The organism is Micromonospora sp. NPDC004704, from assembly GCF_053601675.1.
Genome location: NZ_JBSGCD010000043.1, coordinates 1 through 13,893, shown reverse-complemented (window position 1 = coordinate 13,893; position 13,893 = coordinate 1). Strand labels below are relative to the sequence as shown.

The window sequence follows — 13,893 nt, the reverse complement described above, 5'->3', positions numbered from 1 at the left end:
GGGTGGGTCAGATGGTGCCGCGCTGGCGCCACCAGAGCAGCGGGCCGCTGGCCAGGTACGCGACCACCAGGAGCGCGAAGGTGAGCCGGACGTCGACGAGCGCGCCGATCACCGGTGCCAGCCACACCCACGGCGGCAGCTTCACCAGCCGGGCGAGCTTGGCGTAGGGGAAGCTGGAGACCATCGCGAAGGCCAGCAGCCCGACCCCGGCGACCTGGACCGTGCCGGGGACCGGCAACCCGATCAGCACCACCAGCGCGAGCACCGCGGCGGCCATCGTGGTCGGCACCCCGCAGAAGAACCGCCCGTCCTTGGGCGAGACGTTGAACCGGGCCAGCCGGATCGCGGCGCAGGCCGCGACCAGGGCGCAGGCGACGGCGGCAGCCGGGGTCGAGACCGAGCCGGACAGCGAGGCGTAGACCACCACGGGGGCCGCCAGGCCGAACGAGCACATGTCGGCCAGCGAGTCCATCTGGGCGCCGAACGGGCTGGCCACCCCGAGCTTGCGGGCCAGTGCCCCGTCGAGCCCGTCGAAGACCACGCAGGCGATCAGGCAGATCGCCGCCGTGCGCTCGTCGCCCCGCATGGCCAGGAAGATGGCCAGCATCCCGAGCGTCAGGCTGGCCAGGGTGCAGCCGTTGACCAGGGCGAACTTGACCCGGCGGCCGAGCGTACGCTCGCCGGGCAGCAGCGGGATGGCCATCCCGGGCGACACGTCGTCGACCGGGCTCATCGGCCCGATCGCGGGACTGACCGGTGCGACCGACTCGATCTCGGCCTCGGTCAGCCGGTCGAAACCGTACCGGCTGCGGAACGGGGCACGGGGATCACCTGGATAGTGGTGTTCCGGCCGGAGGACGGTGGCGGTCATGCCACCCCGCTCGTCGTCCCGACGTGCGACCCGAACCAGCAGCACCTGCCTGGCGAACGCGCCACCCCGGCGCAACTGCCCGGTCCAGCGGCGCCCGGCGGGGCGCGGGTTCTCTGTCGTACGCCGACGCCAAGGGGCTCTCGGCACGTTTCCTCCATTACCCGATCGACTCGTCCGCCACCCCCGGTGGCGACCCGGCTGACTCATGCCGGGGTCCTGGGGTTGTTGGCCGGCAAGCTTTTGCGGCCTACACCATCGCACAGACGGAAGCGCCTTGGCGATAGCTGCCGGCGGAGCATTTCCCGCAAACCGCTCGATCCGCTCAGAGACCCTGTCCGGGGCACAATCCCGGCGGATGACCACCGGAACACACGCTGTCAGTGTATCGGAATCATCCACAACGGTCATTTCGGCGACGTTTTACCTGCCCAACCGCTCCAGTCCCAGCGCCGCCACGTCGGTAAGCGGGAGCCTCGCGGCCTCGGCCACCGGGAACCAGGCAGCCTCGGCCGTCGATCCCCCGGGGGCCTCGGTCACCCGCGCCTCGGTCGGCACGTCCACCTCGACCCGATAGATCACCCGTACGCTGTGCCAGTTCATCGGCCGGCCCTCCGGCCCGCTGGCGGCGGGACTGTGCAGGTGCGTGACATCGATCAGGTCGGTGACCCGGCCCAGTTGCCCCGCCTCCTCCATCAACTCGCGCAGCAGCCCGGTGGCCGGCTGCTCGCCGTGATCGGTCCCGCCACCGGGCAGGTGCCACCGCCCGGCGCCCGGATACCTCGGGGCGATCAGCGACAGCAGCACCCTCCCGGCCGGGTCGGTCACCAACCCGTACGCGGCGAAGCGCTGGCCGGCGTTGGGCGGCAACGGCGGCAGCGGCCGGCGTACGGCACCCGGGGGCGGCTCCGGCAGCGGTGTGACCGGCTGGCCGAGCAGTTCGGCGGTGAACGGCATCAGCGGCAACCGGGGCAACTCCTCGGGTGGGACCCAGGCCACCAGGTCGGTGGTGCCGTCCGGGTCGGAGCGCAGGGTGCCGCCGGTCGGGCGTACCCGGTAGATGACCCGGTCGGTGTGCACGTCCTCGTCCGGCTCGCCCAGCCGGCTAAGGTCGGACAGCACCGCGCTCACCTCGACGACCTCGACCCGCAGCCCGGTCTCCTCGGCGAACTCCCGGACCAGGGCCGTCGCCGGGTGTTCCCCGTGCCCCACACCACCACCGGGGACCTGCCAGATCCCGGCGATGTCGGCGGTTTTCGACGACCGGGTCAGCAGCACCCGCCCCTCGTCGTCCCGGCACAGCCCGTACGCCCCGATCCGCCGCCGCCGCATCGCACCCCGTCCCCCGTGTCAACGTCCGTTGATCACGAGGTTAGCTCCGCCGCCCGGCAGTCCGTCACGCCCGAACGGTGACGCAGGGTCCCCGGGTGCCGCCCCTGGCAGCGGAAGGGACCCTTCCCTGCCCGGTTGTCGGAGCGAGCGGGGTCGGGGGCGGGCGGGTGTCGGGCGGGGGGTCAGGGGCGGCGGGCGGCCTCGACGGCCTCGGCGGTCACCTCGGTGAGCCGCTCGGCGGGCAGGGCGGCCAGCTCGTCCGGGCCGAACCAGCGCGCCTCGGAGGTGGATCCGCCGACGTCGCCCACGGTCGGCGGCGCGGGCGCGTCCACCGCGACCCGGTAGAAGGCCCGTACGCCGTGCCAGTCGATCGGGTAGCCCTCCGGCCCCAGCGAGGCGGCGTCCCGGTGACTCGCCACACCGAGCAGCTCGATCAGGCGCCCGCGCTGGCCGGTCTCCTCGACCAGCTCCCGGATCAGCGCCGCACCCGGCTGCTCGCCGTAGTCGGTCCCGCCACCGGGCAGGTGCCAGCAACCGGCACCCGGGTAGCCGTCCGCGACCCGGGTCAGCAGCACCCGCCCGGCCGGGTCGGTGGCCACCGCGTACGCGGCGAAGCGCTGCGCGCGGTGCAGCCCGTCCGGGCCCGGCACCGCGTTGAACGACGGGAAGTCGGGTGCTTCCTCCGGGCAGAGGTCGATCGGACCCGGCGGCAGCTCCAGCGCCTGGGCGGTGAACGGGCGCAGCGGCAGTGACTTCGCCTCGTCCAGGCTGTACCAGCGGGCCAGGTCGGTCGGCTGGCCGATCCGGTCACAGAGGGTGCCGCCCCGGATCGAGACCCGGTAGAGGAGGCGGTCGGTGTGGATGGTGACACCCCGCTGGGGCAGGGAGCGCATGTCGGCCAGCACGTCGATCAGCCCGGACACCGAGACCGACAGCCCGGTCTCGGCGGCTGTCTCCCGTACGACCGTGTGGTTGGGATCTTCACCGTGGTCGACCGCACCGCCCGGCAACGACCACACTCCGGGCGTGCCGGACCGGGACGAGGCGCGTACCAGCAGCACCTGGTCCTCGGAATCTGTACAAACGGCGTAAGCCGCAATCCTACGAATCGGCTCCAGCGCAGGGGTCACAGGGCCAAATTCTCCCCGGATCATGTTCCGGGTCGATGAACAGAGTCAGATTCCTGACAGATGGCCACACTTTCGGGGGACAGTCAGGGTATGGATCGGGGCGGTCACCGAGGTCGGCGGCCCACCCGGCGCGGACCGTGGAGACATGACCGAGATGCCCTCGCACCAGACCCCGCCACCGCAGGACCCCACCCGGCAGACCCCGCCGTTCCAGCCCTCACCGTCCCAGGGGCCGCCGCCAGCCCCGCCGTTCCAGGGGCCGCAGTTCCAGGCGCCGTACCGGCAGTTGCGGCGGCCGGTGACCGACCGGATGCTCGCCGGTGTGGCGAGCGGTCTGGGGCGCTATTTCGCCGTCGACCCGACCCTGGTCCGGGTCGTCTTCGCCGTCGCCGTGGTGCTCACCGGCGGGGTCGCGCTGCTGGCGTACCCGGTCATGTGGTTCCTGATGCCGGCCGAGCCGGCCGGCGCGCCCGCGTGGCCGCACCCGGCCCCCGGCTGGACGCCGCCCGCAGGCTGGACCCAGCCGGCTCCAGGCACGGGCCCGGTCACCCCGTCGGCGTGACCGAGTCGCCCCGGGGCTACTCCCACTCGATGGTGCCCGGCGGCTTGCTGGTGACGTCGAGCACCACCCGGTTCACCTCGGGCACCTCGTTGGTGATCCGGGTGGAGATCCGGCCGATCAGGTCGTAGGGCAGGCGGGACCAGTCCGCGGTCATCGCATCCTCGCTGGAGACCGGGCGCAGCACCACGGGATGACCGTAGCTGCGCCCGTCGCCCTGCACCCCGACGCTGCGTACGTCGGCGAGCAGCACCACCGGGAACTGCCAGACGTCGCGGTCCAGGCCGGACGCGGTCAGCTCCTCGCGGGCGATCAGGTCGGCGGCGCGGAGCAGGTCGAGCCGCTCCCGGTCGACCGAGCCGATGATCCGGATGGCCAGCCCCGGACCGGGGAACGGGTGCCGCCAGACCATTTCCTCGGGCAGCCCGAGGGCCACCCCGAGTGCCCGTACCTCGTCCTTGAAGAGCGTCCGCAGCGGCTCCACCAGCGCGAACTTCAGGTCGTCGGGCAGACCGCCGACGTTGTGGTGAGACTTGATGTTGGCCGTACCGGTGCCGCCGCCGGACTCGACCACGTCCGGGTAGAGCGTCCCCTGGACCAGGAACTCCACGTCCCCGGCGGCGGCCACCTCACGGGCGGCGGCCTCGAAGACCCGGATGAACTCCCGGCCAATGATCTTGCGCTTCTCCTCCGGGTCGACCACACCGGCCAGCGCACCGAGGAAACGGTCGGCCGCGTCGACCACCTTGAGCTTGATCCCGGTCGCGGCCACGTAGTCCTGTTCCACCTGCTCGGCCTCACCGGCGCGCAGCAGCCCGTGGTCGACGAAGACGCAGGTGAGCTGGTCACCGACGGCCCGGTGGACCAGCGCCGCGGCGACCGCCGAGTCGACCCCGCCGGAGAGGCCGCAGATGACCTCCCGGTCGCCCACCCGGGCCCGGATCGCGGCCACCTGCTCGTCGATGATGTTGGCCGGCGTCCAGGTCGGCTCGATCCCGGCGACGTCGTAGAGGAAGCGGGTCAGCATGGTCTGGCCGTGGGCGGTGTGCCCGACCTCCGGGTGGAACTGCACCCCGGCCCGACGACCCACCAGGTCCTCGAACGCGGCCACCGGCGCACCGGCGGACGCGGCGGTCACCGCGAAACCGACCGGCGCCTCGGTCACGCAGTCACCGTGGCTCATCCAGACCGACAGGTCACCCGGCAACTCGCGGAGCAGCACACCGGCCTCGGCCGCCGGGCTCAACGCGGTGCCACCGAACTCCCGGCCACCGGTACGTGCCACCGTGCCGCCGAGCGCCTGCGCCATCGCCTGGAAGCCGTAGCAGATGCCGAAGATCGGCACCCCGGCGTCGAACAGCTTGGCGTCGACCTGCGGCGCACCGGGCGCGTAGACACTCGAAGGTCCGCCGGAGAGAATGATCGCCGCGGGATCCCGGGCCAGCATCTCGGCCACCGGCATGGAGTGCGGAACGATCTCGGAGTAGACCTTCGCCTCCCGTACCCGACGGGCGATGAGCTGGGCGTACTGGGCTCCGAAGTCAACCACCAGGACGGGGCGCGGCGTGCTCATGTGCAGGAAGCCTACCTACTGACCCGGGGTGGGAGCGAATCGCGCCGGACCGGACGCCCGCCCGGACGGCCTGCGGCGCGCGATCATGTTCGGCGGGTCCGGACACGCAACCTGAACTGCCATCTTGGCGTTTTGTCAATAGGGTGTCGGGCAGAAAAGCGGCCAGCCATCCACAGATCGACAATCGGCTGGTCACGGCCGGCCGGAAGGAGCCGACACGATGGCGGACGGCGGGCAGCACCGGGCGGCCGAGGACGAACCCGACACCGGTTCCGGGGGTACGTCGAGCCGCTGGTGGCACAGCCGGCGCCGGATCAGCTGGGCGGCCGGGATCGTGGTCGCCGTACTCCTGGTGGCCGGTGCCGCGATCATGACCGGCGCGCTGCGGGACTCCGGGCGGGCCGACCCGGCCGCCGAGCAGTCCACCCCGAGCGCCCCCGCGGTGCCGGCGACCCCGACGCCCAGCCCCACCCCGGAACCGGGCGCCGCCATCACCGGACCACTCAACCTGCTGCTCGTCGGGGTCGACACCCGGGTCAGCGAACCGGACTGGGAGCCGCACGCGGACGCCGTACTGATCATGCACGTGACGAAGGAGCTGGACCGGGCGTACCTCTTCTCGCTCCCCCGGGACCTGGTGGTCGACATCCCGCCGTTCGCCAAGGCGAAGTTCGGCGGCCAGCGGACCAAACTCACCCACGCGATGAGCTACGGCAGCCACGTCGCCGACGGCAGGTCCAAGCCGAACACGGCGCAGGGACTCGAACTGGTCGAGACGACGGTCAGCCGGTACACCGGAATCGCCGAATGGGACGCGAGTGCCGTACTCACCTTCGGCGGCTTCGACAACCTGGTCGACGCGCTCGGCGGTATCGACCTCTACATCGACCAGCGGGTCGCGTCCCAGCACCGGCAGCCGAACGGCGAGCACCGGCCGGGCAACGCCGCCAACGACGGGTACGCCGGACCGCAGATGATCTACGAGGAGGGTGTGCGGCACCTCAACGGCTGGCAGGCGCTGGACTACGCCCGCCAGCGCTACACCACCGGCGGTGACTACGCCCGCCAGCGCCACCAGCAGCAGCTCATCAAGGCGATCATCGGCCGGGTGGTCAACGAGCAGATGGCCCGCGACCCGGACCGGCTCCAGCAGGTGCTCCGGGTGCTCGGCGAGACGCTCATCTTCAGCGGACGCGAGCAGCGGGTGATCGACTTCGCCTTCGCGCTCAGCGGACTGCGGCCGGAGGCGCTCACCCTGGTCGGGCTGCCCGGCGCGTCGGTCGGCACCGGCGGGTCGTACCGGGGCGAACAGCTCACCCAGGCCGGCACCCGGTTCCTCACCGAGCTGCTCGCCGGCCGCGCCGAGGAGTACCTGGCCGCCAACCCCAAACTCGTCGTCGCCCGGTAACAGCCGTCATCCCGGCGACGGCGGGTCTGGAGACCGGATGCGGCGGGTCAGGAAATCGCCGCCGGCGGTCAGGAGGCCGGGGGCGGCGGTGGCGGGGCGGTGGTGCCGGAGAGCCAGGCGTCGAAGAGCGGGCGCAACGTACGACCGGAGACCCGCTCGGCGACCGTGAGCAGGTCGGCGGTGACCACGGTGCCGTTGCGCTTCTCCGCCGTCCAGGTCTTCAGGACCCGGAAGAACGCCTCGTCGCCGACGGTCAGCCGCAACGCGTGTACGGCCAGCGCCCCACGCTGGTACACCGGCCGACCGAACAGGGCCGACCGACCGGGATCCAGAGCCGGCTTCGTCCAGTCCGTGGCCCGGTACGCCCGGTCGAACGACTGCTGCGCGGTCATGCCGCCGTCGTGCTCCGTCCACAGCCACTCCGCGTAGGTGGCGAAGCCCTCGTTCAGCCAGAGGTCGCTCCACCGGCGTACCGAGACACTGTCACCGAACCACTGGTGGGCCAGCTCGTGGGCGACCACGGTGTCGTTCGGGCCGGAGGTGAAGAAGGCGGGACCGTAGACCGGCCGGGACTGGGTCTCCAACGCGTACCCGATCCGGCGGTCGCTGAGCGCGATCCCGCCGTACGACTCGAACGGGTACGGGCCGAACTGGGTGGCCAGGAAGTCGCTGATCTCCCCGGTCCGGTCCAGTGACCGCTCGGCCGGTCCGCCCTCGGGCAGGCCCGCCGCCACCGCCGTCACCAGCGGCTTCCCCTCGTGCGTGCCGGTCTTCACCCGGTAGTTCCCGATCACCAGCGTGGTCAGGTAACTCGCCATCGGCGTCCGCTCCGACCAGCGCCAGGTGGTCCACCCGCCATCGGTCGACCGCTCACCCGGTACGCCGTTGCTCAACGCGCTCAGCTCCTGCGGGACGGTGACCGCGATGTCGTAGCTGGCCTTGTCCTCGGGATGGTCGTTGACCGGGAACCAGGTGCTCGCCGACTCGGGCTGGCCCAACGCGATCGCACCGTCCTCGGTGGCCATGAACCCACCCTCACCGAGGTCCGGGCTGTTGATCGGTCCCGGCACGCCGTTGTACTCCACCTCGACCGTGAACCGGTCGTCCCTGGCCAGCCCCCGCTTCGGAGTGATCACCAACTCGCCGTCGTCGTGGCGGTAGTCGGACCGGGCGCCGTCCACCACCACCTTGTCGACCTTCAACCCGACCAGGTCCAGATTGAACCGGGACAGGTCCTGCGTGGCGGTCGCGGTGATGGTCGCGGTGCCGGAGAGCTTGTCGTCGGCCGGGTCGTACCGCACCTTCAGCCCGTAGTTGGCCACGTCGTAGCCGCCGTTGCCGTAGGTCGGAAAGTACGGGTCACCGACCCCGTCGGCGCCCGGCCGGAAGTTCCGCCCGTCGCGCGACGACCCGGAGCCGTCGGAACCCGTACAGCCGGCGGTCAACACCAGCACACCGGCCACCGCCGCCGCGAGCACGGCGGCCGGGCGCGCGCCGACCGCCGTACGTCCAGAGCTTTTTCCGAACCGCAGACCGTGAGTCACCGGACGAGCCTAGGGTGCGACGGCGCCGGGCGGACCGGCAACCGCTCCGCTTCACCGGTTCGGTTAGTGGCGGAACGGTCGCCGGCAGAAGTCCGTCGCTACCGTTCGAGGTCAAGCACGAGGCCGACCTTCTGGAACTCCTTCAGGTCGCGGTAACCGCACTTGGCCATCGCCCGGCGCAGGCCGCCGAAGAGGTTCTGCTGGCCGTCCGGCTCGTCGGCCGGACCGTAGAGCAGCCGCTCCATCGACCCGAGCGACTCCTCGGCCACCCCGAACGCGCCTCGCGGCAGCTCCGGGTGGCTGGCGGCCGGGTGCCACCAGGCACCGGCGGCGGGCGCCTCGTCGCAGAGCGACAGCGGCTCGCCGAGCATCACCGCGTCCGCACCGCAGCCGAGCGCCTTCGCGATGTCGCCGGAGGTGCGCAGGTCGCCGTCGGCGATCAGGTGGACGTACCGGCCACCGGTCTCGTCGAGGTAGTCCCGGCGGGCGGCGGCGGCGTCCGCGATCGCGGTCGCCATCGGCACCCGGATGCCGAGGACCGACTCGGTGGTCGACCACTCGTCGCCGCCGAGACCGACGATCACCCCGGCGGCACCGGTCCGCATCAGGTGCAGCGCGGTCTTGTAGTCGGTGCAGCCACCGACCACGACCGGGAGGTCGAGGTCGGCGATGAACTCCTTGAGGTTCAGCGGCTCGTCGGTGGTGGAGACGTGCTCCGCCGAGACGAGCGTGCCCTGGATCACCAGGATGTCCACGCCCGCGTCGAGGATCACCGGGGCGAGGGCCAGGGTGTGCTGCGGGGAGACCCGTACGGCCACCGTGCCGCCGGCCTCACGCATCTGGCGTACCCGCTCGGTGATCAGCTCCGGCCGGATCGGCTCGGCGTAGACCTCCTGGAGGCGGCGGGTCGCGTTGGAGTCCTCACCGAGCCCGCTCAGCTCCTCCAGGATCTTGGTGGGGTCCTCGTACCGGGTCCACAGACCCTCGACGTTGAGCACGCCGAGACCGCCGAGCCGGCCGAGGGCGGCCGCCGAGGTCGGGCTCATGGTGGCGTCCGAGGGGTGCCCGACGCAGGGGATCCGGAACGGGTAGGCGTCGAGCTGCCAGGCCGTGGACACGTCGTCCACGTCCCGGGTACGACGGCTCGGCACGATCGCGATGTCGTCCAGGTGGTAACCGCGTTGAGCGGTTTTACCCAGCCCGATTTCGACCACGTCACGCATGGGGCACTCCAGCGGATGAGAAGGTTGGCGGCGAGTCGGTGGCGCGGGTCAGCGGGTGTGGTAGTTCGGTGCCTCGACGGTCATCTGGATGTCGTGCGGGTGGCTCTCCTTGAGCCCCGCCGCGGTGATCCGGATGAGCTGGCCACGGCGGTGCAGCTCGGGGATGCTCTCCGCGCCGACGTACCCCATCGCGAGCCGGAGCCCGCCGATGAGCTGGTGGGCGACCGAGGAGAGCGGGCCCCGGTACGGCACCTGCCCCTCGACACCCTCCGGAACCAGCTTCTCCTCGCTGGTCACGTCCTGCTGGAAGTAGCGGTCCTTGGAGTACGACCGGGCCTGGCCACGGGACTGCATCGCGCCCAGCGACCCCATCCCCCGGTACGCCTTGTACTGCTTGCCGTTGATGATGAGCAGGTCGCCGGGGCTCTCCTCGCAGCCGGCGAGCAGGCTGCCGAGCATCACCGTGTCGGCGCCGGCCACCATCGCCTTGGCGATGTCGCCGGAGTATTGAATGCCGCCGTCGGCGATGACCGGAACCCCGGCCGGGCGGCAGGCCCGGACGGCCTCCATGATCGCCGTGATCTGCGGCACGCCGACCCCGGCCACCACCCGGGTGGTGCAGATGGCGCCCGGCCCGACCCCGACCTTGACCGCGTCGGCGCCGGCCTCGACCAGGGCCTTCGCCCCGGTGTACGTGGCCACGTTGCCGCCGATCACGTCGACCGTGGTGTCCTTCTTCAGCCGGGTGACCATGTCGAGCACGGCCCGCTGGTGGCCGTGGGCGGTGTCCACGATCAGCACGTCGACACCCGCCTCGACCAGGGTCCGGGCCCGCTTGTACGAGTCCTCGCCCACCCCGACCGCCGCGGCGACCCGCAGCCGGCCGGCGTCGTCCTTGCTCGCGTTCGGGAACTGCTCGCTCTTGGCGAAGTCCTTGACGGTGATCAGCCCGCGCAGCCGGCCGCTGGCGTCGACGATCGGGAGCTTCTCCACCTTGTGCTGGCGCAGCAGCTCCAGCGCCTCGTCCTTGGAGACTCCGACGGTCGCGGTGACCAGCGGCATCCGGGTCATGATGTCGCGGACCGGGGTGTCGCCGTCGGTGACGAAGCGCATGTCCCGGTTGGTGACGATGCCGACCAGGAGGCCGTCGGCGTCGGTGACCGGGACCCCGGAGATCCGGTACCGGCCGCAGAGCGCGTCCACGTCCCGCAGAGTGTGTTCCGGGCTACAGGTGATCGGGTTGGTCACCATGCCCGCCTCGGACCTCTTGACCAGGTCGACCTGGAGCGCCTGGTCCTCGATCGACAGGTTGCGGTGCAGTACGCCGATGCCGCCCTGCCGGGCCATGGCGATCGCCATCCGGCCCTCGGTGACGGTGTCCATCGGGCTGGACAGCAGCGGGATGGCGATGGAGACGTTGCGGGTCACCCGGGTGAGCGTGTTCACCTTGCTGGGCACGATGTCCGACTCGGCGGGCTGCAGGAGCACGTCGTCGAAGGTGAGTCCGAGCGGGACCGCACGGGCGGAACCGGAGGGCAGCTCGGGCATGAGCCCGCCGAACTGGTCGGCGTCGCCGCTGCCCGACGGAAGATCGTTGGTGGGTGAATTGTCCACGAGTTCTCCCCTGAGCTGGTTGGTCGGGCTTCGCCGGGCGACGAGGGCGCACGCATTGGCGTGCCCGTACGTGCGGCGCGATGGTTCATCGTACCCAGTGAGCTGCGCCGGCCCGGCAGGAGCGGGCGGTACGCCGGCAGCGGCCGGACGGTATGGCGGTGCCGGGCGGGCGGGTGGGCGTACGGGTTCGGGGCGGCCGTACTCGGGGGCGCTCGGCGGGCCGGGCGACGAGGGTGGGCGCGACGGGCGCGGTTGCGACTACGGTGGAGGGGTGCACGACGAGCCGATCGACCCGTTCAACGGCGACCCCGCCGATCCGTCAGCGGGCCTCGACGACCCCGTCGAGGACGCCGACCTTGATCCGCTTTCCGAGGTCGAGCGGCAGGATGTCCTGGAGGACCTGGCCGACCTGGAGATCTACCAGGCGTTGCTGGGGCCGACCGGCGTCCGTGGCCTGGTGATCGAGTGCGAGGACTGCCACGAGCCGCACTACTTCGACTGGGACCTGCTCCGGGGCAACCTGCGGCACCTGCTCAGCTCCGGCCGGCCGAGGGTGCACGAGCCGGCCTTCGATCCCGACCCCGACCACTACGTGACCTGGGAATACGCCCGGGGTTACGCCGACGGGGTGCACGACACCCTGGCCGAGGGAACCGACGACGACGAGGAAGACCCGTCGACCTGACCCGGTGACCGACCGGCCTGCACCCCTGCGGAAAGCCGGTGTTGGCGTACGGCTCAGGCGACCAGACCGGCTCGGAAGCCGGCGGCCACCGCGTGGGCCCGGTCCCGGGCGCCGAGCTTGCGGAACAGCCGGCGGGCGTGGGTCTTGACGGTGTCCTCCGAGACGAACAGCTCCCGGCCGATCTCCGCGTTGCTCTTCCCGTCCGCCATGCCGAGCAGCACCTGCAACTCCCGCTCGGTCAACGCCGCGCGCCGCAGCGGTCCGGTCGCACCGGGTCCGGCGGCGGCCGCCGCAGGTCGACCGTAACCACCGGTGTTCGCCGGGTCGCCCCGTCGGGGGCCGGTGAACCGGTTGTCCGGGGGCGTGTTCGTCCGGGAGTCGGAGCCGTCGGCCGGCGGGCCGTCGCCGTCGGCGGGGGGCCGATGCTCGCCGGGAACGTCGTCGCCGCGCTGCACCGGAACCACGGTCGGCCCGGTCTGCGGATTCGCCCCGCCGCTGTCGTCCGCCGCGTCGGCCCGTCCGCCGTGGTCCGAACCGAGCGCCGGGCCGGTCACCACTGGACCGCTCCCGCCGGGAACCGCACCGGGGCGCGCCGGCAGTCGTGAGGCCGCACCGGACAACCGTTCGGCGGTGGCCCGTCCGGCGGCACCGGCGACCTCCGCGGGCAGGGGTGCACCGGTCGACCCGCCGGCACCGGTGAGCCCGGTGCCCCGGCCGCCCCGACCGGGCGTACTGAGCAGGAGCATCGCCTTCGCCACCACGCTGACCAGGTCGTGGTCGCCACCGGGCAGCAGTCCCCGTCCGCCGGCCGCGATGACCGCCGCCGCGACGCCGGGTTCCTCCGCCCCGAGCAGCAGGATCGCCGCACCGGGGGCGCGGGCCAGCACCCGTCGGGTGAAACCGACGCTGTCCGGCCTGGTGAGCGCGGTGTCGACGAGCAGCACGTCGGCCGGGCGTTCGGCCAGGCGCAGCATCACCTCGGGATCGGAGATCGCCGTACGCACCACGGCCGCCAGCCCGAGCCGGGCCGCGGCGGACGCGACGCTCTGCGCCGCGAGCGGTGTCCGGACACAGACGAGGACAGTACGCACGGTGGTCTCCTTTCCCCCTGACGAGCAGACCACGACCGCCACTGATCATGACGAGTTTCCGGCTGATGGAAAGCAAACTTTTTGCCCGTTCCGGCTGGTTCCACGGACTTACCGCCCTGCTGGCGCCACCTGATGCGGTCTGACCGGTGGCTCACCGCGTCCGGACCGAAGCCGGCGGGGACGGAAATGATCAGGTTCGGACGATCAGACACGTGTGATGGAACGGCGGGCTGGGTATGGCGGAACCGAGGCCGGAATCGGGCGTGTCAACGCGGCCCGCCGCCCGGACACCGGCCTTGGTCGAGTGTCCATCGCGGTGCCGCGGGAGGAGGGTTGCAGATGTCGAACGTACGCAGACTGCCCGGACCCATCGTCGATCTGTGGGAATGGCAACGGTTCGGGGCCTGCCGAGGGCGCGACACCGCGCAGTTCTTCCATCCCGATGGTGAGCGTGGGGCGTCCCGCAACCGCCGGGAGACGGGGGCGAAGAAGGTCTGCGGGACCTGCCCGGTACGTGCGGAGTGCGCCGCGCACGCGCTGGCCGTACGCGAGCCGTACGGCGTCTGGGGCGGGTTCAGCGAGTCGGAGCGGCTTCGGCTGCTCGCCGTCGGCTGGGAGGACCTTGCCGACCGGCGCCGTACCCGCGTCGACATCTCCCGCCTCGAGTCGCGCCTGGGCCGCCCCTTCCACTCCACCCTCCCCGCCCAACGCGCCGCCAGCTAACCCCACCCCGGATCACCTCGTTGATCATGAAGTTAGCGACAGGAAATCGGCGTTGGGGTCAAGTGGTGAGTGCAATCGTTAAGCGGTGATGAGTTGTGCCAGGCGCTGGGCTGGGGTGGCCCAGTCCAGTGTCTGGCGGGGTC

The 13,893-nt window shown here is 71.8% G+C and carries 12 protein-coding genes; 4 read left to right on the top strand and 8 right to left on the bottom strand.

The features are described 5' to 3' along the window. Positions 1-7: 7 nt before the first annotated feature. The 3 genes from ACWEFB_RS33865 to ACWEFB_RS33855 all read right to left on the bottom strand — a co-directional run bounded on the left by ACWEFB_RS33865 (position 8) and on the right by ACWEFB_RS33855 (position 3,330). Positions 8-946, bottom strand: a complete 939-nt coding sequence (locus ACWEFB_RS33865) for a CDP-alcohol phosphatidyltransferase family protein (protein WP_326563032.1) — start codon at positions 944-946, stop codon at positions 8-10. 345 nt (positions 947-1,291) lie between these two features. Further along, a complete protein-coding gene (locus tag ACWEFB_RS33860) occupies positions 1,292-2,200 on the bottom strand; it encodes an NUDIX hydrolase (protein ID WP_452292032.1) in 909 nt (302 codons plus the stop codon). A 182-nt stretch (positions 2,201-2,382) separates the two neighbouring features. Continuing rightward, complete coding sequence (locus ACWEFB_RS33855; RefSeq protein ID WP_326561003.1) at positions 2,383-3,330, bottom strand: NUDIX hydrolase; 948 nt, start codon at positions 3,328-3,330, stop codon at positions 2,383-2,385. 286 nt (positions 3,331-3,616) lie between these two features. On the opposite strand from ACWEFB_RS33855, the gene ACWEFB_RS33850 reads away from it, so the two are divergent. Then, entirely contained in the window at positions 3,617-3,892 is a 276-nt protein-coding gene (locus ACWEFB_RS33850) for a PspC domain-containing protein (RefSeq protein ID WP_326563033.1), read from the top strand. A 16-nt stretch (positions 3,893-3,908) separates the two neighbouring features. On the opposite strand, the gene guaA is transcribed toward ACWEFB_RS33850, so the two are convergent. Next, positions 3,909-5,462 carry a glutamine-hydrolyzing GMP synthase gene (gene guaA / locus ACWEFB_RS33845; RefSeq protein ID WP_326561004.1) on the bottom strand — a complete coding sequence of 518 codons (1,554 nt, stop codon included), beginning with the start codon at positions 5,460-5,462 and terminating at the stop codon, positions 3,909-3,911. 220 nt (positions 5,463-5,682) lie between these two features. On the opposite strand from guaA, the gene ACWEFB_RS33840 reads away from it, so the two are divergent. Continuing rightward, on the top strand, positions 5,683-6,870 hold the full coding sequence (locus tag ACWEFB_RS33840; RefSeq protein WP_452292030.1) for an LCP family protein: 1,188 nt from the start codon (positions 5,683-5,685) through the stop codon (positions 6,868-6,870). Positions 6,871-6,938: 68 nt separating this feature from the next. Here ACWEFB_RS33840 and ACWEFB_RS33835 read toward each other — a convergent pair whose 3' ends face one another. From ACWEFB_RS33835 to guaB, 3 genes are all read right to left on the bottom strand, one after another. Continuing rightward, a complete protein-coding gene (locus ACWEFB_RS33835; protein WP_452292028.1) occupies positions 6,939-8,414 on the bottom strand; it encodes a M1 family metallopeptidase in 1,476 nt (491 codons plus the stop codon). A gap of 98 nt (positions 8,415-8,512) precedes the next feature. Continuing rightward, entirely contained in the window at positions 8,513-9,637 is a 1,125-nt protein-coding gene (locus tag ACWEFB_RS33830; RefSeq protein WP_326561006.1) for a GuaB3 family IMP dehydrogenase-related protein, read from the bottom strand. A gap of 48 nt (positions 9,638-9,685) precedes the next feature. Then, positions 9,686-11,251 carry an IMP dehydrogenase gene (gene guaB, locus ACWEFB_RS33825; RefSeq protein WP_326561007.1) on the bottom strand — a complete coding sequence of 522 codons (1,566 nt, stop codon included), beginning with the start codon at positions 11,249-11,251 and terminating at the stop codon, positions 9,686-9,688. 271 nt (positions 11,252-11,522) lie between these two features. Here guaB and ACWEFB_RS33820 point away from each other — a divergent pair, with 271 nt between their 5' ends. Continuing rightward, positions 11,523-11,936 carry a DUF5319 domain-containing protein gene (locus ACWEFB_RS33820; protein ID WP_326561008.1) on the top strand — a complete coding sequence of 138 codons (414 nt, stop codon included), beginning with the start codon at positions 11,523-11,525 and terminating at the stop codon, positions 11,934-11,936. Positions 11,937-11,989: 53 nt separating this feature from the next. Here ACWEFB_RS33820 and ACWEFB_RS33815 read toward each other — a convergent pair whose 3' ends face one another. Further along, entirely contained in the window at positions 11,990-13,027 is a 1,038-nt protein-coding gene (locus ACWEFB_RS33815) for a response regulator transcription factor (protein ID WP_452292025.1), read from the bottom strand. Positions 13,028-13,366: 339 nt separating this feature from the next. Between ACWEFB_RS33815 and ACWEFB_RS33810 the strand changes: the two genes are divergently transcribed. Beyond that, positions 13,367-13,750, top strand: coding sequence for a WhiB family transcriptional regulator (locus ACWEFB_RS33810; RefSeq protein ID WP_452292023.1), 384 nt, complete (start codon positions 13,367-13,369; stop codon positions 13,748-13,750). Positions 13,751-13,893 lie beyond the last annotated feature (143 nt).